We start from the raw sequence: 24992 nt of genomic DNA, 5'->3' as shown, positions 1-24992 counted from the left end.
CTTAGACAAGAACAGGGGGTAGTATTTACTTACATATAACTATTGGGTGAAAAGGATCTATTAAATGTCCAAAGCAACGTCATTTGATATTGCCTATCGAGCAGGCGTGTCACAGTCGACAGTGTCACGTGCGTTGCGAAATAGTCCATTAGTTAATGAAGAAACCCGTCTAAAAGTGCAAGCAATTGCCAGAGAGTTAAATTATAAAGTCGATAAACATGCAAGTAGTTTGCGAACACAACAAAGTAATACTATTGCGCTGTTATTGTTTGAAGATCCCACTAATGACGATTCGTTAATAAACCCATTTTTTTTATCAATGCTCGGCAGTATCACGCGCGCATGCGCTCAAAAAGGCTATGATTTACTGGTGTCATTTCAACAGTTAAGTGATGATTGGCACGCTGATTACGAAGATAGTAAAAAAGCCGACGGCTTGATTTTATTGGGCTATGGCGACTTTATAGATTATGAAGAGAAACTCAACCAATTAAGTGAACAAAATACGCACTTTGTTCGCTGGGGAGCAAAAGTAGAAAATGAGCGGGTCTTATCTGTTGGGTGTGATAATTTTCATGGTGGTTATCAGGTAACCGAACACATGATAAAGAATAATCGCACTAAGTTTGCTTTTTTAGGCGATGCATCTACACATTCGCCTGAGTTTTTGAATCGTTACCATGGTTATTGCCAAGCGTTAACAGATAACAAACTGACAGTCGATAGTAGCCGTCAAGTAGACGCTATATCGGTTGAAGATTCTGGCTATGATGCCGCATATCAGTTAATTCAAAGTGGTGTTGAATTTGACGCTATATTCGGTGCCAGTGACTTGATTGCGATTGGTGCTATGCGTGCACTGCAAGAGCATGGTTATAAAATACCAGAGCAAGTAGCTGTGGTGGGCTTTGATGATATTGCCATCGCTAGCTTTACCATTCCTTCATTAACGACGGCAAAACAAGATACTAAGCTGGCGGGGGAATTACTGGTGGAAAATTTAATTGCATTGATTAATGGTGAAACGCCTGATGATGTTTTGATGCCTACCACATTAATCGTCCGTAATTCATGTGGTAGCTAGCGATAGTTATTTAATCATGATTTTCTTTAACGCGTAAGGTCAACATTCCCGCCAACAACATACTTACCCCACCAAGCACTAATGAGTAAATTGGCTGGTTGTCAAAAACTTTAGTAATGAGCACGCCAAGAATACTGGCTGCTAAAATTTGTGGTAAGACAATGAAAAAATTAAAGATCCCCATATAAAGCCCCATTTTCTTTGCTGGCAAAGCATTTGCTAAGATAGCGTATGGTACTGACAGTATTGATGCCCAAGCAAAGCCTATGCCTATCATAGAAACGACGAGGTAGGTGGGGTCTTGTATCAATATAAAAGAAATAAAGCCTAAACCACCGAGGAGTAAATTTATCATATGTGCGATACGCAGATTGAACAATTTTACCACCAACGGAATACAAATCGCCGCGAATACTGCCGTTAAATTGTAGGTTGAAAACAACACGCCAACCCAGTCAGCGCCTTCATTATAGGCCGCAGATGTTACATCAGCCGTTTTATAATGAAAATCAGTTATAGCAGCGGTTGTATATGTCCACATAGCAAAAAATGGAAACCACGAGAAAAACTGCACAACGGCGAGTTGTTTCATGGTTTGCGGCATCGCAAATAGATCTGCCATGATATGGGCGAATCCATTATCAGTGCGGTTGTGATTCTGCATATAACTGGCGCAAAGTAAGCAGAAGCCAAAAACCGTAAAGCCACCTGTTAGAATATATAAGCTTTTATCTAAACTCGATATATTAGTATAAACGAAGATGCTGCTTATAATACCTATGAGCATTGAAGTAACACCATATCGCCCATAACTTGGCGTTGTTTGTAGCACTGCGCTGTTGTGTAAGGTTGGCTCAGCTTGTTCAAATGCAGCGAGTTGTTCTGGTGAATACTCTTTTGTGGTAAAAATTGTCCACAACACGGCAAGCAAGAACACCGCACCGCCGGCATAAAATGCAAACTTAACTGAATCGGGTAGTTGACCTTCAGCCGCTGTATTACTGATATCTAGCCAATTTGTCATGATCCAAGGAAGCGATGAAGCAACAACGGAGGCTACACCGATGAAAAAACTTTGCATTGCATAGCCTGTCGCACGTTGCTTTTTGGGCAACATATCGCCAACAAATGCACGGAAAGGCTCCATCGAAATATTAATCGAAGCATCCATGATCCATAACATGCCTGCAGCCATCCATAGCGTCGGTGAATTTGGCATGATAAACAGGGATAAACTAGCCGCGATGGCACCAATTAAAAAGTAAGGGCGACGTCGACCAAATTTTCCCCACGTATTATCACTCATGTAGCCAATAATAGGTTGTACTATTAATCCTGTAATAGGAGCGGCAACCCATAAAATCGCCATATTCCCGTAGTCGGCACCTAAGGTTTGAAAAATACGACTCACATTGGCATTTTGCAAAGCAAAGCCAAATTGAATCCCCATAAAACCAAAGCACATGTTCCAGATTTGCCAAAAATTTAATGTTGGCTTTTGTTGTGTTATGGGTGAAGTTGAAGCTGTCATTGTTGCTACCTAGTTACTGCCTACGATTAATCTAACGCTTTAAAACGGATGGCTGTACCACCGCTTGTTGCGAGTGCAATTGTTAACGTATCATTAGCAGATACTGGTTTATTTTCAATGATAATATCATAAGGGTTATCGACCCAGTTTGCTTTGTCACCATCACGGTAGATTTGAGCTTGGTAGCGTTTTCCTGGCGATAGAAAATTTAGAGGTACGGTAATTTCACGTGCATCTTCATTTGTTAACGCACCTAAATACCAGTCTTTACCGCCTCGCTCTTGGCGTGCCATAACGACAAACTCTCCTACATCACCATCTAAGGCTATGCTCTCTTGCCAATCAGTCGGTACATCGCGAATAAACTGAAACGCTGGTAAGTTAGCTTCATAGTTACGAGGAAGGTCTGATGCCATTTGAATCGGACTGAAAATAACCACATATAACGCTAATTGTTTCGCCAGTGTTGTTTGTGGACGGTCTGTATCAGCACCTAAACCTTTAAATGCCATATCAAACGTACCCGGTGTAAAATCCATCGGACCTGCTAGCATTCGGGTAAAAGGTAAAATTGCAGCATGAGATGGCGGGTTAGGAGGTGAACCCCATGCATTGTATTCTTGACCACGGGCACCTTCGCGGCTTATCCAGTTAGGATAAGTTCTGCGTAAACCTGTGTCTTTAATCGGCTCATGAGTATTGATACTAATTTGATATTTCGCTGCTAGTTTTACGTTGTCTAAATATTCATTCGCCATAAATTGACCATCATGCCATTCAAAGCGTGCGATACCTTGGTCGTCAATGCGCTTGATTTTTCCGCCATCGGCAACATAGCCGGTTTTAACCTGACGAACACCATGACGTTGATATAACGCAAAGGCATCGGCCATTTGATTACGATAATTGGTGACATTGCCTGATGTTTCATGATGACCAATTAAGCGAACGCCTTTTTTTAAGCCGTACTCAGTGACGTCTTTAATGTCAAAATCATCGTAAGACTTTGTAAAGTTAAACACATCCCCGTTGTCATACCATTCTCCATCCCAGCCAATGTTCCAGCCTTCTACCAGTACGCCGTCAAAGCCATATTTTGCTGCAAAATCCATATAACGTTTGGTTTCAGCCGTTGTAGCGCCATGTTTTTCACCACTGCCCCATGTGTTTTCACCCACATGCATCCCCCACCAAATACCAACGTATTTCCCTGGTTTGATCCATGAAGTGTCATCAAGCTTGTTAGGCTCATTGAGGTTTAAAATAAGATCTGAATTTAATAAGCCCGCTGCATTCTTACTGATTTGAATTGTTCGCCAAGGAGTTTTGAAGTCAGCTGTTTTTCTAACAAGCACGCCATCATACCAAGGGGTTAAATCTGCTTTTAGCGTATTATGACGACCTTTTTGTATGGTCATACCCGCATAGTCAACCAGTGCTGCTTCATGAATGCTGATATGTTCACCTGCTGGTAATTTTACTGTCAACGGTGTGTGCACGTGATCAATGTCTGATAAGGCGGTTGTTTCGTAGATATACTCATAACGATTCCAACCGCGAGAAGGGATCCACCATGCTGTTGCTTTCTCAGCCTGAGGTATATTAAATTCTGTTAATTCGTCTGTGATGGCAATATTGCCTTCTAAACCAGGCTGTTTAGGCACTTCGTAACGAAAACCAATACCGTCATTGAACACGCGGAAGCGTATGGAAAATTGATTGGACTTATCGCGCTCAGTTGTGAAGTGAACCAACAACTCTTTATGATTATCGCGGACGTTTTTTCGTTCACCCCATGGCAATTGCCATGTGCTGTCAGTGTTTTTTTGTTTACTTGAGTCAATGGTAAAGCCTTCAGCTAAATCAGCGGATTTCTGAAACCTTAAACCTAGCAGCGAGGTATCAATTACTTGATTTCCGTTAAAGCTTACACGGTAGTTTGGTGTTTTCTCATCGCTTACGGTAACGACGATTTTGTTGTCAGGCGAACTTACCGTAACCGTTTTTGCTAACACATTAGATGTTAGCATGTAAGTGCTTGTGAACAGTGTCGTTATAACCAGCAGATTTTTCATCATTGTTTTTCCTGAGGGTTTATCAATTATTAACAGCATAAATTTACTGGTAGCAAATTACAGCTAACTGCATACGTATTCAGCGTAACTTCTATCGCGTTATCGATAAAATTAGCGCGGTTTTTTCCGGCACATTGAATGACGCTGACAATGAAAATACTTCATCGTTTAATGCATTTTTGGCTTGAGTACTTGAACCAATAATTTCAGTGTAGTCGGTCGGATTGAAGGTTACTGGCTGTGTATTTTTGTTGACGATGACCATCACATTTTGATGATTTTCTAGTAGTCGTCCATACACGTAAACACCTGCGTTAGGCGCATAGTGCACTAGCTTCCCTTGATGGATTGCAGGAGTCTGCTTTCGCCAGTTAAGTAATGTTTTGGTAAAAGCTAATGCTTCTGCTTGTGTCTTGGTTAAATGCTGCTTTTTGAATACGTTAACGTTATCTTTTTGCCAGCCACCAGGAAAGTCACTACGAATAATACCATGGTCATCAGTTCCACGGTTTGTCATCGCAATTTCCGTTCCGTAGAAAACCTGAGGAATACCGCGGGTGGTAAATAAAATACTCATCGCCATTTTATACAACGCCATATCCTCATTAAGTTGTGTATAAATGCGACTCATGTCGTGATTATCGGCAAAGGTAACTAAGTTGTATGGATCGGCATAAAGAAAGTCATTTGCCAATGATTGATATAATTTTGTAAAACCGGTATTCCAGCTTTCTTGTTGTGTTAATGCGTTTACTAATGCGTCTTGAAAAGGAAAGTCCATTACACTTGGTAGATAAGATTGATAGCCGTCTTGATTCACTTTGCCACGTTGCCAATAGGCGACTATTGCTGGGTTTGTGGTCCATTCTTCGCCGACAATATTAATGTGTGGAAATTCTGTTGTTATGCGTTTTGTCCAGGCAGTTAAAAATTCTCTATCTGAGTAAGAATAGGTATCAACACGAAGGCCTGATAAATTTGCAAATTCAATCCACCACAATGTATTTTGGATTAGATAGGTGCTAACAAACGGGTTAGTCTGGTTTAAATCTGGCATTGAAGGAACAAACCAACCATTGGCAAATAATGTTTGATCTTTGTCAGCTGCATGCGGGTCGTGCAGGCTTTCTCTACGGTGGTGTGTACCTGTGTATGGTTGGTTTTGATAATTTAACCAATTATCCATCGGTAAATCTGTTAACCACCAATGCTTTGAACCAATGTGATTTAACACCACATCTTTGATTAAACCTATACCTTTTGCTTGAGCTTTATCGGAAAGTTGACGGTAGAGTTCATTCGTACCAAACCTAGGGTCTATTTTATAAAAGTTGGTTGCAGAATAGCCATGGTAAGAGTAGCTCGGTTGATTGTTTTCAATCATTGGGTTGGTCCATATTTGACTAAACCCCATTTCTGCAATGTATTCGAGTTGATTGATTATACCTTGAATATCCCCCCCGTGACGTCCTCCTTTTTCATCTCGTGCTACATTCTCTGAAAGGTATGCGATCTGATCATTACTTGGGTCACCGTTGGCAAACCTGTCAGGTGTTACTAAATAAATGACATCGCGAGGTGTAAAAGACTGAGCAGCGGCTGAGTGCGTATTTCTGCTATCAAAGCGATATTGCTTGGTCACTATTTTTTGCTGTTCTAAATAAAAATCGAGTGCATAATCGCCCGGTTTAAGCGCTTCGCTAAGCGTTACATCGATAAAAAGGTAATTTGGGTTCTTAGGCCGATGTACTTGATTAATGGTAATCGCAGTTTGAGAGAATTTAGGAGTTAATGCACCAATGCCTTCACCGTGTACCATGATTTGCAAGGCATTTGATTCCATATTTGTCCACCATGATAATGGCTCTATATGCTTGATGTTAAAAGTTGTTGCTGCGCATATGCTTGTTAGACTGACACATGTAACAAATGTTACTACCTTAATGATGTTGCTGAGCGTATTCATGGTTGTCTCCCTATTTATTGACAAAAACGGCGGTAGTCAGTGCAGGCACAGTGAAGCTATTGCGTTCTATTTTACTTGTCTTAACGGTATCGTCCGTGCCTTGTTGTTGGATTGGATGTAATTGATAGCTATCTGCATGAGTAAAGTTTATTGTCTTCGGTTCACCCGCATTATTGAAAATAACCACAACACTTGGGTGTAATAGATCGCCTGTTATACTCATGGCAATAACACCAAGCTGCTGTTTACTGCCAGTATTATGAAAACGCACTTTCTCAATAATTTGCTCTGCGTTTGTCAGCCTAAACAATGGCGTAGACATGCGAATGCGGACTAAATCGAGAAACACATCTGAACTATATGTGATGTTTTCTGCTGAAACGTGATCTTTGCCTGCATTTTCTTGGCGTAAGGTTTTAATCGTTGACCAATTTTGTTGGTCTTTATCTGCAGGCGGTAAACCGGTATTGTAGTTATTAGATTGCTTCGTAAAGTCTACATAATTGAACCAGTCGCCATAGTCATATGAATCTCGTAAAAAGCCCTTAGAGCGTAAAAGTTCGCTACCCATATGAATAAAAGGAATACCTTGTGCAAATAGTGGGTAGGCAAGTGACAATAATTGCATTCTTACCCGTTGTTCTGTCGATAAGGCGTAGTCAATTCGATATTGATTATTGTCCCAAAGTGATTGATTGTCGTGTTTTGATACATAATTAATGGTATCTGCTGGATCTAGCGCATAACCTGTCGGTTGATCGCCGTATGGAATGTCTCGCCCTTTACGTATTTCATCATCAGCTGTTGTTATAGCGTAGTTGGCTAGGTTACCTGCTAAACCGATGCGTAGTTGATCGGCTAAGGTGAGGTAACGCAGATTTTCATCTCCCGTTTGAAGATCGTTCGGTAGGGTTGCTAAACCATTAGCAATGCCTTGGCTTTTACGAATTGCTTGCCCTTGGGCGTTAAATGCGCCACCTCTGACGGCATCGCGTAGTCGATCAGTAAAAGTACCTATTTCGGTGCCGCCAAGTGCAAGTTGGCTAGCTTGTTCAAAGCGTTGGTGATTAGCTACTTCACCAAAGTTCCATCCTTCACCGTAAAAATAGGTATCTGTATCAACGGCTTTAACTGCTTTACGGGCTTTGAGCATTGACGATTTAGGTTGGTGTCCCATTAAATCAAAACGGAAACCATCAATTTTGTAGTCTCTTGCCCAAACAACTAATGAATCTATCATCAGTTTTTCCATCATGACATGTTCAGTTGCCGTGTTGTCACAACAGGTAGATTGCGTAATGTTGCCGGTAAAAATGTCTAAGCGTTGGTAATAGTTAGGAACAATTTTGTCTAACACAGCTGTTGGCGCTAAACCCGCTTGATGTGTGTGGTTGTAAACAACATCCATGATTACGCGAAAGCCTAAGTTGTGTATCGCCTGCACCATAGTACGAAATTCGATAATACGAGCAATTCCATCTGGGTTAACGGCATAGCTGCCTTCGGGAACCGTATAATGGAAAGGATCATAGCCCCAGTTATAATTATCAATAGCGCGTAATGTAGATATAATTTCTTGTTGTTGAGTGCTTGTACTCGGTAACGTTGCCAAATAACTAACCAGAGATTGTGATTTATCTGTCGGTAACGTGCATATTTTATCAAGCTGATGCTGGCGACAAATATCAGCAATTGAGTCGGTAATATCGAGCGAGTCGCTTTCATTGACGGTACCAATATCAAATGTTGGCAATAAATGAATACTGTTAATTCCAGCTGCTTTTAATGCCTTTAAATGTTGGATACCGGCACTATTATCTTCGGTAAACGCTAGGTATTTACCACGAAAAGCTTTGTTAGTAAGCGTTGGATCTTTTGCACTGAAATCTCGAATATGTGTTTCATAAAAAATATTATCTTCTGGCTGTTTTACTGGGTTATCTAACTGAGTTAACCAGCCTTTGGGTTGGGTTGATGGCTTATTTAAATCGACAATTTGTGAGTACTCACTGTTAGTTGATAAGCTTAAAGAATAGGGGTCGGTTGTGGTAATTTGTTCTATCTTTTGTGTACGAGGATGGTAAAGCGTTATTTGGTAACGATAAAATTGCTCATTTAATGCTTCAGAAGATGATGCTGACCATATGCCGGTATTTGTATCTTCTTGCATAACAAGAGTATATGGCGCAACTGGCTGCTTATTTTTATCAAAAAGCTGAACTTTGACAGATAAAGCAGTGGGAGCCCATAATTTAAATGCTACTCCCTGACTTATCAGTGAAGCCCCTAAGGCACTTTCTTCGTTGGCGTCATTCTCACCTGACGTATATAGCGCATCAATGATGTTTGCGGTTTGTAGCCATGTCCCGTTGATAACATTACTTCCTTGTTGGTTAATAATCGCCAACGGGGTTTTCAACAATTGCTTTATATGTTCTTGAGCAATACTGACACGGTAACAATGAAAGTCGCGCAAATGTGGATAACGCACTACTAATGATTGGTTTAACACACACTTATTGAGGGCATATTGCGTTTGCGCTTGGTTCGTATTGATCATTACCAAGGTATTCGAGTTTTGTGCCAGTTGCGGGGCAACTAATATGGTGTCGGGAGTGAGCCAATGAGCGCTAGCAGCACGAACATTTTTCAGACTGTTTTGCTGTTGTTTGTCAGTTTTAACATTCGCACTCGTCGTGAAAAAAGGTTGGGCTGCTGATTGCCAAATAAAGCAGAGTAATAATAAGCAAAAAAAGATGCGCATCTGAAAATCCCGTTGAGTGATACATATTATAGTCGGTGAATGTGGGCTAATTTACGTTGCAGGGCATTGAATAAGAAGACTATGAGTAATTTTGCATACGTATTCACTAATTTAGTAAAACCTTGTTTAAGTAACTAATTGTGTGATTTTTACGCGTTAAACTTGGCAAGCAATGCTATATTTTATCTAGGCTGTAACTAAATATTTCAAGAACGAAAAAGTGAGGTGTTCGCCATTTTTGAATACGTATGCATCTAAATCCCCAAATTGAATACGTATGCATAATGTATTTTTCAGCTGATGACCTCTCTATATTTAGGACATCCACGTAACAGTGGGTATCGACTTACACATGAAATATACAATTAGTTATTACAACAGCTATTGGATACGCTGATAAATAAAACAATACAGGGAAGGTAGGGGAGAGAGCACAGATGGTTAAGTTTAAACCGAGCAAGTTAACACTGGCGTTATTGTCGACTGGTTTAATGGCAGTTAGCGCTTCATCGTTTGCTTATGCACAGCAAGCGGAAGTAGATAAAGAGCAAACAAAGAAAGCAGATGAAGAAGTTGAAGTTATTGAAGTAAAGGGCCTGCGTGGCAGCTTAATAAAATCAATTAACACTAAACGTTTTTCATCAAATGTTGTTGATGCCATTAGTGCTGAAGATATTGGTAAACTGCCAGATTCTTCAATCGCCGATTCACTATCACGCATTTCAGGTCTCGCTGCACAACGTTTAGAAGGTCGTGCGAGTGTGATTAGTATTCGTGGCTTTGGTGAAAATGAATCTACCACTACCTTAAATGGCCGTGAGCAAGTCTCTATTGGTGATGGTCGCGGTGTTGAGTTTGACTTATACCCATCTGAAATCATGAGTGGTGTAAGCGTTTATAAAACCCCAAACGCTTCAATGACCGGTGAAGGTATTGCGGGTGTTATTGATATGCAGACGATTAGTCCGTTATCAAAAGGCGAACGCGTACTTGTTATTAATGGCCAGTATGAAAAAAATGGACACGATGCTGTTGTTGACGGTTATGATAATAATGGTCATCGCTTAAACTTTTCTTACATTGACCAATTTGCAAATGACACCTTAGGTGTTGCTTTAGCCGTTAATACCATGGAATCTCCTGGCCAAGAAAAACAATTTGGTCGCCATGGTGATCCTTTCTTATATGACTTAACCGATGATGAAGGCAATAGTTATACAGGTATTAAAGGGGCGAATATTAAAGGTCGTTCTTCGGTACTTGAAAGAGATTCTATTATGGGGGTTATTGAATACGCCCCTACAGATGAGTTAACGATTACCGTTGATTCTCTCTATGTTGATTTTAGCGACCAACGTTATATAGGCGCGATAGAATTCGGGTTTAATAACTGTGATGACGAGGGTAAGTTCCCTGATTGTGAATACAGTATCAATAGTGTTGATGATGGTTTTGTAACAAGTGCAACCTATAGAAACTTTCCTTTTTACGTAAAGAATAACCAAGAACACCGTACTGCAGACCTTTTGAATTTAGGTTTAAACATTGAATATCGTGTAAACGATGATTTAACCATTAATTTTGATGCGAGCTCTTCAGAAGTTGAGCGTGACTTGTATCAACATGCCACGTTTGGTGGTGCATCTTCTTTTGCTGGTAACGAAGTGACTTACCAACTCAATAAAAATGGTTCTGGTGGTACGTTTACTAGCTCACTTGACTATGGTGACCCTAATGTTGTTGGCTTAGGTGATATTATGGGGTGGGATCTTGCAGGTGAACGATCAAACCCGAAAGTAGAAGATGAAATTAAATCATTTAAACTTGCTGCTAAACATATGTTAGAAAGTGACGTTTTTGATTCAATTGAATTTGGTTTAGCGTATCGTGAACGTGATAAACAAAAAACAATCAGCTATTCAAAAACTGATGTATTACCATCTGCTATGATCCCAGGTACAAATGTTGCTGCAATAGCGCCAGAATATTTATTAGGTTCTGTTGATTTATCACATGCTAATTTGGGACATACTGTTATTTTTGACCAAGAAGCATTACTTTCAAGTGGTGCGGTTTATAGTGAAACAGATGTGACTTATTCTTGGGGTAAAATTAACGATGCTTTCCAAGTAAGTGAAGAAGTATCCGCTGCCTTTATTCAAGGTAACATTTCAACAGAAATCGCTGGTAAATCGGTACGTGGTAATGTGGGTTTACGCTACATTAAAACAGAACAAAGTTCTATTGGTGATACGTTCGGTTGGAGCGGTATCGATACCAAACTAGATTTCTCTCATTCTTATTCTAACTTCTTACCAAGTTTAAATATTATTGTCGATGTTTCAGATGATGAAATCTTGCGCTTTGGCTTTGCTAAAACCATTGCTCGTCCAACGATGGATGATATGAAAGGTGGTATTTTAGTTGAACCGACGAGTTGGAGTGGCAACCCTGATGATACCGATATTAACGGTAATTACTGGAAAGCATCAGGTGGTAACTATCAGTTAGAGGCCCGTGAAGCAGATGGTTTCGACTTAAGTTATGAAAACTACTTCTCTGATGAAGGTTATTTCTCTGTAGCGTTATTTTACAAGAAAATTAAAAACTGGAACTTCGATAGTGTATATGAAACAGAGCTACCGTTAGATGATGCTTCGTTATCAACGCACCCTGTTGCAGGTAACATTGATGGCTTTAGCGATAAAACAGCGACGGTGAATGCAAAAGAAAATGGCGGTGAAGGCGACCTTCGTGGTGTTGAGCTTTCTGTTTCTTTTCCATTTAAAATTATTGATGAAAGCTTAGACGGCTTCGGTATCTTTGCTAGCCACACAATGGTTAAGCAAGATATGAAAGACTTTAATGGTGATGATTATACTTTGCCTGGTCTATCTGAGCGCGTTTCAACCGTTACGGCCTACTATGAAAAAGACGGCATTCAAGTGCGTACCTCTATGCGCAAACGTTCTGACTTTACAGCGTCGATTTATTCAACTATTGGCTTAACCACTGAACAGCGTTTTGGTTTAGGTGAAACGTTAGTTGACGCGCAAATTGGTTATGATGTTAATGACAACTTATACATTTATGTACAAGGGCAAAACTTAACGAATGAAGCGTTCCAAACTAAGTTTGATGATGCAGATTATGCGACTGATCAATATTTTGATTATGGGCGTAGTTATCAAGCCGGTTTTACTTATAAGTTTTAATCGCCTAGCGCGTTATAACGAGTAGATAAGTTGAATAAGTGCCTCAGTAATGTCATGTTATTGGGGCACTTCACGTTTTACACTTTTGAGGTGAACGACAAGTGATCCGGGTTAGAGAATTATCATGAAAAATAAAGTGAATAAAGTCGTTATTCTTGGCGGTGGAACCGCGGGTTGGATGTCTGCTGCGTTGTTAGTAAAAACCTTTGGTAATAAACTAGACATTGAATTAGTCGAATCTGATCAAATCGGCACGATTGGCGTGGGTGAAGCGACAATACCGCCGATCATGCATTTTAATGAAGAGTTAGGCATTGATCCAAAGGCCTTTATCAAGGCAACTAAGGCAACGATCAAATTAGGTATTGAGTTTGAGCATTGGGGGCATGAAGGTAATCGCTATATGCATGCGTTTGGCGATGTAGGTAAAAGCTTTCCCCTTTGTGACTTTAATCACTTTTTTACCAAGGCACATCACGCCGGACTTGATTATAACTTTTGGGACTTTTCGTTAAACTATCAAGTGGCGAAACGAAATGCGTTTGCGATACTTGATAAAATACCAGGCCTTAATCTAAATGGCTTGGCACATGCCTATCACTTTGATGCTGGCCTTTATGCAAAGTTTTTAGCTGATTATTGTCAAGCGAGAGGCGTTAAACGTACAGAAGGCAAGGTAATGCAAGTTGAACAATGTGAGCATACCGGTAACATTCTGTCTTTAACCCTCGAGAATCAAACCCAAGTGGCTGGCGATTTATTTATTGATTGTTCAGGCATGAAGGGATTGTTAATTGAGCAGTCTTTAAATACGGGGTACGAAGATTGGTCACATTGGTTGCCTGCTGATAGTGCAGTTGCCGTGCCTTGCAAAGCCGTTGAACCGATAAACCCTTTTACTAAATCGATAGCTCACCAATCAGGGTGGCAATGGCGAATCCCGCTTCAGCATCGCACGGGTAATGGCTTAGTATATTCATCAAAATACATGAGTGATGATCAAGCCAAGCAAACATTACTAAATAACCTCGATGGTGATCCATTAGCTGAGCCGAAAGTAATTAAATTTAAAACGGGTCGTCGATTAAAACAATGGCATAAGAATGTAGTAGCGATTGGGTTGTCTAGTGGTTTCTTGGAGCCTTTAGAATCAACCAGTATACATATGATCCAAAGTGGTATTGTACGATTAGTGAAAATGTTCCCACATAAAGGTATTGATGAGGTAATGACACAAGAATTTAATCGCCAATCAATGCTCGAATATGAGCGAATTCGCGATTTTATTATCTTGCATTACAAGTTGAATCAACGTAACGATAGTAAGTTTTGGCGTGACTGCCAACGCTTAGATGTGCCCGACACTCTCAAGCATAAAATGGCACTATTTAAATCTTCTGGATTAGTGTTTCGCGAAAATGATGAACTGTTTACTAAAATTGCATGGCAACAAGTGTTTATAGGTCAAGGGCTCATACCTGATGATTATCATCGTACCGCCGATCAATTAAATACTAATGAATTAAATGATATGTTGACTAGCATTAAAGAAATTATGCGCAAGACAGCAGAACAAGTTCCTCCGCATCAACGATTTATCGATGCCTGTATTAAGTAACTTGCTTAAGTTAAGTAAGCATTTAGAGCGCGTTGATCTTTGCTGTTTGGTATTTCTACTGTGTTAACGCTTGATTGGATTAGAATCACTACATGGCGCAAGCGCTGTCTTGTATAAATACCAAACAAATTGCTGCAAAAACAAACTTAAAAGTTCAACACGCTCTAGTTAAAAGATAAAAAGCCAGTGCATCGCACTGGCTTTTTAGTGTCGATATTTACACACTATTTTTTGGCATGATAGATAGCGAATGATAGGCCAGGTAATGAAACATGGAGTTTTTCTCCTTCAGCCCTTATTGATTGTTGAGCCGATTTGAACACGACTTGATAAGTACCCGTTAAAGGTAATGGGACCGTTTTTTCTTGTGTTGCAGTATTAAACACAATGACATAATCGTTAGTGTTGTCTTGCTTTCTCAGTGCAAGGATTCCCGTTTCATCGCTGGTAAAAAGCACGGTTTGTTTTGCTTTTCGCAGTGCAGCATGTTGATGGTAAATAGAAGATAACGTCGAGAAAAATTGATATAGCGGGTGATTGATATCGAAATTATTCTGCGCGGTACTTGCCGTTGATGCGAGTAATTTTTGTTTATTGTGATGTGCAACTTCTGACGGCATCATATCTTGTCGTGCATTATGGTTATCGCCTGTACCAATAAACCCTTGTTCATCACCATAATAGATAACGGGAATACCACGAACAAAGTAAGTAATGGCTGTTGCAAGTTTAAGCCGTTGCGTGATTTCCTGCTGGGTGTATTTATTTTGTTTACTCAAGAGATAAGCAAAACGCCCCATATCATGGTTACCCGTAAAGTTGAGTAACTGATTGGCATCTTTGTATAACCTGTCTTGTGCGAATAACTCATTAAAGAGCGCTGTTGGTTTATTCTCTACTAAGGTTTGATACAGCACTGATTGTAAACCAAAATCCAATACAGAAGGTAAGGTACCTTCTGTGGTGAACTTGCTAAGCTCGACAGGATCACCACTATACACTTCACCGAACATAAAAAAGTTTTCTATTCCTTGTGCTTTAGCATGTTGCTCTAAAGTGGGAATAAACTGCTGCCAAAATTCAATGTTGACGTGTTTCACTGTATCAATTCGAAAGCCATCAGGTTTAAAGGTGGTAATAATATTTTTGTAGATATCGATCATGCCGCCGACAACAGCTGGCGATTCAGTGTTTAAATCATCTAGACCAAAAAAATCGCCATTTAGCGAATTCTCACCTGTAAATGTTGAGTCTCCCTGATTGTGGTAGTGTTTAGGGTTATTTAGCCATGCTGGCGTTTTCAAATGTTCGTTGCCTTTTTGAATAACGGTTTGGTAGCTTTTCCCTTGTTCAAGTTCAGCCAATGAAATATATGGGCAGGCTTCACCGCTTTCTGACCAACCTGCGCCGTCTTCACCATGACATTCTTTATATTTGATAACGTCTGCAGTGTGATTGGTAATAATATCAAAGAATATTTTGATATTACGTTTATGCGCTTCATCAATAAGTGTTTTTAATGCGTCATTGCTGCCCAAGTGTGGGTCAATTTCAGTAAAATCTAATACCCAGTAACCGTGGTAGCCTGAAATATCACCTTGAACCGCTTGGTTACGCAAAATAGGTGTCAACCAAATGCTGGTAATGCCTAGCTGTTCTAAATACGGTAGCTTGTTCGTTAAGCCGGCTAAATCGCCTCCGTGAAAAGCCATTTCATTACTAGGATCATAGCCACCAAAAGAAATTGGCAAGTCTTTAGCGCCATTATCATTACTGGTATCACCGTTACTAAATCGATCAGGTAGTACAAAGTAAAATACTTCGTCTTCTATTGGCCGTGTTTGGTATGGCAGTAGATCAGTTGCTGTTGTTTTTAAGTGCGTTTTATCTTGCTGTATTTTTACTGTTGAGTCTTGCTGACAACCGAGTAATGCCAGTAATGTGCAACTGAGTACAACAATTGTCAGTGATCTGTTAAAGCTCATCGTTTTATTTCGCCTTGTTGATTGTTTTTATCGTCACTATTGAGATTAATTTTGATAGTACAAACATCTTTCTTACAAGTATAAAAAATACATACGTATGCATAACCGTTTAACCGTGATTTGTTCATGCATACGTATGCAGTAGCATTGCACTAAATCAAGGGGCTACTTATGCTTACAGAGTCTCGATAATTCGTGACCTGGCTGACCGCCACATAGGCATTAAGCCTAATGATCAATATAAAATAAAGTAGATTGGACTCGTATGGAAATTCAACCTTGGTGGCGTGGTGCCGTAATTTATCAAATTTATCCTCGTAGCTTTATGGATGCCAATAATGACGGTATCGGCGATCTCGTCGGTATTGTCGAAAAGCTTCCATATATTAAAAGCTTAGGCGTAGATGCTGTATGGATTTCTCCTTTCTTTAAGTCTCCAATGAAAGATTTTGGTTACGATATCAGCGATTATCGTGAAATTGATCCGATGTTTGGTACTATGGACGATTTTGATGTGCTAATGGCGAAAGCCAAGGAGCACAATATTAAAGTGGTGATTGATCAAGTATTAAGTCATACATCTGATCAGCATCCTTGGTTCATCGAAAGCCGTCAAAGTAAAGACAATGCTAAAGCCGATTGGTATGTTTGGGCAGATGCTAATGATGATGGGACTCCGCCAAACAACTGGCTTTCAATTTTTGGTGGCTGTGCATGGCAATGGGAGCCGCGCCGCCAACAGTATTATTTACATAACTTTTTAACCTCTCAACCTGATTTAAATTTCTTTAATCCAGAAGTACAAAAGGCAGTACTTGATAATGTTGAATTTTGGTTAAAGCGCGGAGTAGATGGCTTTCGTTTAGATGCGATAAATTTCTGCTTTCATGATAAACAGTTACGTGATAATCCTGCGAAAGCCCCTGAAGACAGAAAGGGAAGAGGCTTTAGCGAAGATAATCCTTACGCATTCCAATATCATTATTACAATAATACACAGCCTGAAAATATTGCCTTTATGGAAGATATTCGTCAGCTAATGGATCGCTATCCAGGAGTTGTTACATTAGGGGAGATATCCTCTGAAGATTCATTGCAAACAATGGCTGAATACACACAAGGTAATAAGCGCTTACATATGGCTTATAGCTTTGAATTGTTAACTCCTGATGGAAGCCCACAGTATATCAGAAATACAGTTGAAGCACTTGAAGGTAAACTTGCTGAAGGTTGGCCTTGTTGGGCAATTGGAAACCATGATGTAATGCGCGTAGCTTCACGTTGGGGCTCTGCAGCGCATGGAGTTGCACAAAGTAAAATGTATAACGCTTTGCTGGCTTCATTAAAGGGTAGTATCTGCAGTTACCAAGGTGAAGAGCTTGGTTTAACCGAGGCTGATATTGCCTATGAAGATTTACAAGATCCATACGGGGTTACATTTTGGCCAACTTTTAAAGGGCGTGATGGTTGTCGTACACCAATTCCTTGGTCTTCTCAGGCACGTAATGCAGGTTTTTCACAAAGTGAAGAATTATGGTTACCGGTTAGCCTAGAACACCAAGAAAACGCAGTGTCGGTGCAAGAAACGGATAATGAATCTGTATTACATGCGTATCGTACTTTTTTACATTGGCGTAAGAAGCAACCTTGTTTACTTTATGGTGATATTAACTTTCTTGAAAGTGACGACAATAAGTTAGTGTTTAGTCGTCAATACGAAAATAAAGAAATACTAGTTGTGGTTAATTTCTCAGCGTTACCGACAGAATATAATTTACCTTCATCTAACTACCAACTCATGGATGGTCATGGGTTTTCACAGGCTAAGTTGACAAAGAGTGAACAGCAAACAGCTGTATCGGTTGAACCTTTTCAAGTTGCCTATTTAAACCGATAAAGTGTATTCACGTCAAAAAGCCATCTAGCACAGACAGTGCTAAATGGCTTTTTTTGTTTAGGTTGGGACATGCCAATTTTATCTGACAGTTAGTTTAGAGCAAGCTAGGGACGTTCATGTGTACCTCTTTTGTATAAATTAACTTGGACAAGTCCAATATATTAAATTACGCTTTATTATCAGCAGGATGCTTTGTTTTAAATAATGTGTAACTTTTGTAATGTCTCAATTAATCGTTTCTTACTGCTTTTGCTAGTGTTGTCATTTAGCTTAAGAGCTGAGCTTATTGTTCGAACTGAGCTTTCAAACCCTATTGAGATAAGCCTAAACGACTATGAACTTCGAGGAGGCTACCCGAGAGGTAAAGGGTTTGTGGTAAATGTAGTTACTATTCGTAAACCTAATAGTGATTCAATTCCGCCTCCAATTGAGTTTTATATCGAAGAAAATGATAACACTCTGTCATTGAGCAAACGCGAAAGCGATGGTGGTTTGGTTGTAAATAGTCGTGGTCGCGGAAAGTTGGTTGGTTCCAATTCCTATGTGTTTATTTCTAGTAAGATACCTAAAGATATACCTTCGCTTGAACCTAAAGGCTTTGATGGGCCTTTAAAAGGAGTTTTGCAATGGAATAATAGGTTTATCCCTTTACCACAAATATTGCTTAGGACTTTTACAATTAATAATGGCGATATAAATGCCTATTATTATCCTCCGGGTAACAACTCAAACTTAATTCAATATAAGCTCACTGGGAATTTTTCAAAATCCATCCTGAACCTGTCTGATGTTTATCCAGATATGCATACAAAATCGATGCAACTTTATACCGTTAGAAATAATGTATACCTTGGCGGGAATGGTGGATTAATACGTATCATTAACAACTCAAATAATATCGAATCTAATTTGAATTTTTTTGACGATGATTTTTCAGAGGTCATTCCTTTAGATGATAATTTGCTAGTAGCTCACCGACCATCTTGTATGTTTTACCTTTGTAAGGCAAAGCTAGTTACCTATAGTACTTTGCAAAAAACTCTTACGGATAGCTTGGAAATTCCTTTCAGGCTATCTGGTTATTCATATAAAAAAGGAGACGGACTTTTCTTACTAGTAGCAGCGGCCATGCCTTCTGAATATGACCAAGTTGTGTTATTGATACAAGATGATGGAAGTATTATCGAACTTGATGAACCGAGAATCGCAGGTGTATACGCATATAACCGACTCTTGAAAAAATTCCTAGTTAGTTTATATGACTCAACGAAAGATAAAGCTATATTCGCATTCTTAAGTGTGGAAATGATGAATAGACACCAATAATCTAGACATCCTACGTTCATTAATGGCTCAGACCGTCAGATTTGATCAAAACTAAGGCTTTAACAGATAATGTCTTACACGCTACTAATTGAAATTACCTCAGTATTCTGCCACCATCTTTCTTTTAGCGATTAATTTTATTATGAAGTTAGTACTTACTTTATTTTTACTTCTTTTTATTTCGATACCTATACACGCAGAGCAGCTTAGGATTGCTGTAGCTTCTAACTTTATTTTGCCGATGAAGGCGTTGATAAAAGCCTATGAAAAAGAACACAATCATCTTGTACAAGCCTCTTATGGTTCGTCTGGTAAGTTATTCGCCCAAATAACCCATGGCGCCCCGTTTGATATTTTTTTATCTGCCGATCAAGAAAAACCGCGTAGTTTAGTAGAATCTTCTTTTGCTGAACCTTCTAATCACTTTACTTATGCGCAAGGTAGTTTAGTGCTCTGGTCTAAAAAACGTTTTGCAGAGAAATCGTTAACTGAAATACTCACAAGTGAAAACTATTTAAGGATCGCCTTAGCAAACCCAAAAGTTGCACCTTATGGAATGGCTGCGCAGAGTGTTTTAGACAAACTAGCATTGACAGAAAGTACAAAAGCTAAATGGGTAATGGGCGAAAATATTAGTCAAGTATTTAGTTTTGTCGCCTTTGGTAGTGTTGAACTCGGGTTTGTTGCGAATTCTCAACTCATTGGGAAAAATAGCGGGGGACAGGTTTGGCAAATTGACGCTGCATTGTATCCTCCAATTAAACAAGATGCTGTGTTACTTAATAAGGCGAAAGATAAGAACACAGCAATTAAATTCTGGCAGTTTCTTCGTTCAGACAAAGCAAGAGACATCATACAATCCTTTGGTTATGTGACATTTTCTCCGCGATGACGCCGTTATTTTCACCAGAAGATTTGGGTGCAATTTGGCTAACAATCAAGCTTGCATCAACGGTAACGATACTTTTACTTATCGTTGGAACGCCAATTGCGTGGTGGCTCACTTATACAACAAGTCGCTTTAAAGCAATCGTTGCAGCAATTGTCGCGCTACCGTTAGTTTTACCGCCAACGGTGATCGGTTTTTACTTGCTCATTACAATGGGGCCAGAAGGCACCATTGGTAAAATTACCCAAGCGCTTGGTTTAGGTTTATTACCCTTTACTTATTGGGGACTTGTGATTGCTTCAATGATCTATTCTTTACCATTTGTGGTGCAGCCATTACACAATGCAATGCAAGCTATTGGTTCACGACCACTCGAAGTTGCTGCAACATTGAGAGCAAGCCCGAAGGATCAGTTTTTTACCGTTGTTCTGCCTTTAGCTAAACCTGGGTTTATCAGTGCTGCAGTGCTAGGTTTTGCTCATACCGTAGGTGAGTTTGGTGTTGTGTTAATGATTGGTGGCAACATTCCTGCAGAAACAAAAGTGGTATCCGTTCAAATTTACGATCATGTTGAGGCTCTGCAATATTCTCAGGCTCATACATTATCACTAGCCATGGTTTTATTTTCTTTTATCGTCTTATTATTATTAAACTCGATACAACGCCGCTGGGTATCAGGGCTCTTCTCCTCAAAAGGAGACTCTTAAAAAATGACCAACAAAGCGATGATTAGCGGTGCATTTTCACTTGTTAGAGAGCAACAAACGTCTCGACAGAGTTTCGTACTCGATATCGAGTTTTCAATACCTTTTAGTGGTGTTACTGCTATTTTTGGGCATTCTGGCTCAGGAAAAACAACATTATTGCGATTAATTGCGGGCTTGGAAAAATGTACCCAAGGTCAGTTAGTCGTTGACCGACAAGTTTGGCAACAAGCAAGTACCTTTTTACCGACACACAAACGAGCTATTGGTTATGTGTTTCAAGAACCGAGCCTTTTTGAGCACTTAACGGCGACACAAAACCTAGATTATGCCGTTAAAAGGGCGGAACAGCCTGTAAGTGAAAGTTTCCGAGAAGAGATCACCAATATACTTGGTATTGAGTCTTTATTAACGCGTTATCCTGCGCAATTGTCGGGCGGAGAAAAACAGCGCGTCGCTATCGCTAGAGCAATATTAGTAAAGCCTTCATTACTGTTAATGGATGAACCGCTTGCTTCATTAGATGATGTAAGAAAAGCAGAGATCCTGACGTACCTAGAGAGATTAACAGCGCTAATCAATATCCCCATTATTTATGTTACGCATTCGGTCGAGGAAATTATGCATCTCGCTGATAATGTCATGGTCATGTCAGAAGGTAAGCTATGCGCTCAAGGGAGTGTTTTTGACGTTTTCTCTCGTTTAGATGTGCCATTAGGTGCAGATAAAGGCGTTATATTGTCAGGTAAGGTTGTTGAAATAGATACTAGATGGCACTTGGTAAAGTTTGCATTTGCAGGCGGCTTTCTTTGGATTAAAAATAAAGACTTTTCTCTAGAGCAACCTTTGCGCGTACAAATTAAAGCCGCTGATGTTAGTATTGCGGTTACTAATCATGAAGATTCTAGTGTGCTTAATCGTTTACCTGCAACTATTACTGCCATTGAACAACAAGACAGTAACGCTATGGCACTAGTGCAAGCTAAAGTAGGCGCAAGTAGTGTGCTCGCCCAGTTAACGCGAAAATCTGTTTCGAGTTTAGCATTACAGGTAGGAAATGATGTTTGGTTACAAGTGAAATCTGTTGCAATTGTGCGCTAATACTGAAAAAAAAGCACCGTTGTGGGTTTATCGATTGTTAACTAACTACTGTGCAATCGACCAATTAACAAGTAACTACGTTGGCTTGGTCTGGTTTTTTAAGTCGATGCACTTTATAGTGGATACCAGTTCGCAACCAGTGGTCGTGAATAATTATATAATTAAAAAGTCCAAAGAGTATTTTATGAAACTTACACACATTACCTCAGCAAGTTTATTATCACTTGCGATGTTGACTGCATGTGGTCAACAAGAGGCTAAAAAAGAAACAACTGTTGCTATTCAACCAGAACAAGTTGATGCTGAACGCATTAAAGCGCATGTTGAGTTTTTAGCTGACGATAAACTCCTTGGTCGTGATACTGGTAGTGATGGCTATCAGATAGCGGCAAACTATGTGATCTCAAATTTCAAACAACTTGGTTTACAACCGCAAGGTGAGCACGATACGTTTGAACAAGAAGTTACCTTCCGTAAAACATTTTTAGAAGAAGGCTCTGCAACCATGAAGGTTGAAACGGCTTCAGGTGAAACAGCGTTAACGTTTAAAGATGATTTTCTAGCGTCTGGTTCAGCGATTGAACAAGAGTCTTTTGTTCAAGCCGAAACCGTTTTTGTTGGCTACGGCGTTATTGCGCCTGACTTTGGTTATGATGATTATGAAGGTGTAGACGTTAAAGGTAAAATCGTTGTGGTACTTACTGGCCGTCCAGATGATTTACCGTCTGAAGAAGGTGCTCATTTGGGCTCAGGTCGTGAAAAAATTCGTCATGCTGCTGAACGTGGTGCGGTAGGGTTTATTACCGTACATACACCAAAACGTAATAAAGTGCGTGATTTCTCAGTGTCAGCGAAATATGCGAGTGCACCGCGTTTAAGTTGGGTTGGTAAAGATGGTAAGCCTCATGGTACATATGAGTCTATTAAAGGTGGCGCCTATGTAAATCATGAAGCAGCGGCTGTGCTGTTTGAAGGTGCTGAGCAATCTTTAGCATCTGTATTTGAAAAAGATACAAATAATGAAGCAATAAAAGGATTTGCGTTAAAAAGTAAAGTAACGCTTGCCAAAAAGTCTCGTCATGAAGAAATTACTAGTCCAAATGTTGTTGCAACATTAGAAGGTAGTGATCCTAAACTGAAGAATGAATACGTTGTGTTCTCTGCTCATTTAGATCATATCGGTGTTAGTAAGCATCACGGTGACCATGAAGAAGGTGAAGAAGGTGAAGAAGTTGATACAATTAACAATGGTGCGTTAGATAATGCATCTGGTGTGTCAATTTTATTAGAAACAGCTCGCTTACTTGCTTCTCAGCCTGCGCCTAAGCGTTCAGTGTTATTCGTTGTTGTTACCGGTGAAGAAAAAGGCTTATTAGGTTCATCTTACTTTGCCAACAATCCTACAGTACCAGCAATGCAAATGGTTGCTAACGTAAACTTAGACATGCCGTTAATTTTATATCCTTTCGCTGATGTAATTGCTTTTGGTTCAACACACTCGAGTTTAGGTCCTATTGTTGAGTCGGCGGCGGGTAAAGTTGATGTAAGCTTAAGCCCTGATCCAATGCCGGAACAAGCATTGTTTACACGTAGCGATCATTACAGTTTTGTAAAAGCAGGTATTCCATCTGTATTTTTAATGACAGGTTTTAAGTCTAAAGATCCAGAGATTGATGGTGGTGAGATGTTTAGAGATTTCTTAAAAAATCACTATCACCAGCACAGTGATCAAATTGATCTACCTATTCGCTGGGATGCAGCAGCAAGCTTTGCTGAAGTGAATATGATGATTGGTTTAGAAATCGCTAATGGCGATAAACGTCCAACATGGAATCAAGGTGATTTCTTTGGTAAAACGTTCGCACAGTAACGGTTTTCCAGCCTAATCTGTATACAAACGCGGCATTTGCCGCGTTTTTATTTTCAACAAGTAAATAAACACGTTACACTCAAATGAAATAACTACAAATGAATTGTGCTTATGAATGCTCATGATTATGCAATACAAGCAAATGGATCTTTTGCTTTGCCCGATGCGTGCTTTAAAATTAAGGCGCTAATGGAGGACGAGTCTTCTTCCATTGAAGACTTTGCCAATGTGATCAGTGTTGACCCTTCGCTAACATCAAGATTATTACAGATCGCTAACAGTGCTATTTATAGTTTTCCGGGTGAAATTAGTACTATTTCACGTGCGATAACCATTATTGGCACGCAGGCGATTTATAATATGATGTTAGTCGATGTTGCCGCTTCAGCATTTAAGCATTTTTCTAATCAAGCTATTGATTTAAAACGTTTCTGGCGAATGAGTGTTTTCTGTGGTTTAGCGACAAAAAATTTGTCAATTAAAGCGGGTATTCGCGATATAGAACGCTTATTTGTTGCTGGGCTATTACAAAATTTTGGTGAGTTAATTGTTGCTAAAGTCACACCAGAGATTGCGACAACGTGTGAACAATATAATCAGAACAACTTGCCTTGGTCGTTGCAACAACAAGCATTAGGTTTTACTTATACCGAAATATCTGCGGAATTACTCAAAATTTGGCAGATCCCAGAAAAAATCATTTTACCTATTCGTCACTTTAATCAAGCGAAAGATATTCAAATTAACAAAGATGTGAAAGTGCTATATTTAGCGTCTCGTCTTGCACTGGTTGATGCTCACCCAGAAATATTTAGTTATGATGACACTGTTGATGAATCGTTATGTAAAAGCTTGGGAATATCAACCGACGATTTAAATCTTGCAGCAGATTTTGCTAGCCAAGAGTCAGAGCATATATTATCAATTATGGATGCAAAAAATTTTACAAGATAAGCTTTTGTTAAAT

Annotated in this window: 15 protein-coding genes; 10 read left to right on the top strand and 5 right to left on the bottom strand. The window is 39.6% G+C overall.

Going from position 1 to position 24992, the window contains the following annotated elements; genetic code table 11:
* The first annotated feature begins 64 nt into the window (after positions 1-64).
* Complete coding sequence (locus QUE09_RS15005) at positions 65-1084, top strand: LacI family DNA-binding transcriptional regulator (protein ID WP_286233660.1); 1020 nt, start codon at positions 65-67, stop codon at positions 1082-1084.
* 10 nt (positions 1085-1094) lie between these two features.
* Here QUE09_RS15005 and QUE09_RS15000 read toward each other — a convergent pair whose 3' ends face one another.
* From QUE09_RS15000 to pulA, 4 genes are all read right to left on the bottom strand, one after another.
* Entirely contained in the window at positions 1095-2615 is a 1521-nt protein-coding gene (locus QUE09_RS15000; protein WP_434017218.1) for an MFS transporter, read from the bottom strand.
* Positions 2616-2641: 26 nt separating this feature from the next.
* The gene (locus QUE09_RS14995; protein ID WP_434017217.1) at positions 2642-4693 is read right to left on the bottom strand and encodes a glycoside hydrolase family 97 protein; all 2052 of its coding nucleotides are present in this window, start codon (positions 4691-4693) and stop codon (positions 2642-2644) included.
* 88 nt (positions 4694-4781) lie between these two features.
* Positions 4782-6656, bottom strand: coding sequence for a glycoside hydrolase family 13 protein (locus QUE09_RS14990; RefSeq protein ID WP_286233659.1), 1875 nt, complete (start codon positions 6654-6656; stop codon positions 4782-4784).
* 10 nt (positions 6657-6666) lie between these two features.
* The gene (gene pulA / locus QUE09_RS14985) at positions 6667-9420 is read right to left on the bottom strand and encodes a pullulanase-type alpha-1,6-glucosidase (RefSeq protein WP_286233658.1); all 2754 of its coding nucleotides are present in this window, start codon (positions 9418-9420) and stop codon (positions 6667-6669) included.
* A gap of 437 nt (positions 9421-9857) precedes the next feature.
* On the opposite strand from pulA, the gene QUE09_RS14980 reads away from it, so the two are divergent.
* Together QUE09_RS14980 and QUE09_RS14975 are read left to right on the top strand one after the other, a co-directional pair.
* Positions 9858-12635, top strand: coding sequence for a TonB-dependent receptor (locus QUE09_RS14980; RefSeq protein WP_286233657.1), 2778 nt, complete (start codon positions 9858-9860; stop codon positions 12633-12635).
* A 124-nt stretch (positions 12636-12759) separates the two neighbouring features.
* Complete coding sequence (locus tag QUE09_RS14975) at positions 12760-14253, top strand: tryptophan halogenase family protein (RefSeq protein ID WP_286233656.1); 1494 nt, start codon at positions 12760-12762, stop codon at positions 14251-14253.
* Positions 14254-14477: 224 nt separating this feature from the next.
* Here QUE09_RS14975 and QUE09_RS14970 read toward each other — a convergent pair whose 3' ends face one another.
* Positions 14478-16238, bottom strand: a complete 1761-nt coding sequence (locus tag QUE09_RS14970) for an alpha-amylase family glycosyl hydrolase (RefSeq protein ID WP_286233655.1) — start codon at positions 16236-16238, stop codon at positions 14478-14480.
* Between the two features lie 265 nt (positions 16239-16503).
* Here QUE09_RS14970 and QUE09_RS14965 point away from each other — a divergent pair, with 265 nt between their 5' ends.
* From QUE09_RS14965 to QUE09_RS14935, 7 genes are all read left to right on the top strand, one after another.
* A complete protein-coding gene (locus tag QUE09_RS14965; RefSeq protein ID WP_286233654.1) occupies positions 16504-18135 on the top strand; it encodes an alpha-glucosidase family protein in 1632 nt (543 codons plus the stop codon).
* Positions 18136-18507: 372 nt separating this feature from the next.
* Positions 18508-19461 (top strand): hypothetical protein, encoded by a 954-nt coding sequence (locus tag QUE09_RS14960; protein WP_286233653.1) that lies wholly within the window; start codon positions 18508-18510, stop codon positions 19459-19461.
* Between the two features lie 142 nt (positions 19462-19603).
* Positions 19604-20353: a molybdate ABC transporter substrate-binding protein gene (gene modA, locus QUE09_RS14955; protein ID WP_286233652.1), complete on the top strand. Its 750-nt coding sequence runs from the start codon at positions 19604-19606 to the stop codon at positions 20351-20353.
* The gene (gene modB, locus QUE09_RS14950; protein WP_286233650.1) at positions 20350-21057 is read left to right on the top strand and encodes a molybdate ABC transporter permease subunit; all 708 of its coding nucleotides are present in this window, start codon (positions 20350-20352) and stop codon (positions 21055-21057) included. Before modA ends, modB begins: the two co-directional genes overlap by 4 nt.
* Positions 21058-21060: 3 nt before the next feature.
* Entirely contained in the window at positions 21061-22155 is a 1095-nt protein-coding gene (modC, locus tag QUE09_RS14945) for a molybdenum ABC transporter ATP-binding protein (RefSeq protein ID WP_286233649.1), read from the top strand.
* 184 nt (positions 22156-22339) lie between these two features.
* Positions 22340-24025, top strand: a complete 1686-nt coding sequence (locus QUE09_RS14940) for a M28 family metallopeptidase (RefSeq protein ID WP_286233648.1) — start codon at positions 22340-22342, stop codon at positions 24023-24025.
* A gap of 111 nt (positions 24026-24136) precedes the next feature.
* Positions 24137-24979 (top strand): HDOD domain-containing protein, encoded by an 843-nt coding sequence (locus QUE09_RS14935; RefSeq protein WP_286233647.1) that lies wholly within the window; start codon positions 24137-24139, stop codon positions 24977-24979.
* Positions 24980-24992 lie beyond the last annotated feature (13 nt).

Origin of the sequence: Thalassotalea sediminis (assembly GCF_030295915.1) — a bacterium.
In the GTDB taxonomy this organism is placed as follows: Bacteria; Pseudomonadota; Gammaproteobacteria; order Enterobacterales; family Alteromonadaceae; genus Thalassotalea_C; species Thalassotalea_C sediminis.
Note: the sequence above shows the minus strand (reverse complement) of the source record. Positions and strands in the feature narration are given on the sequence as shown.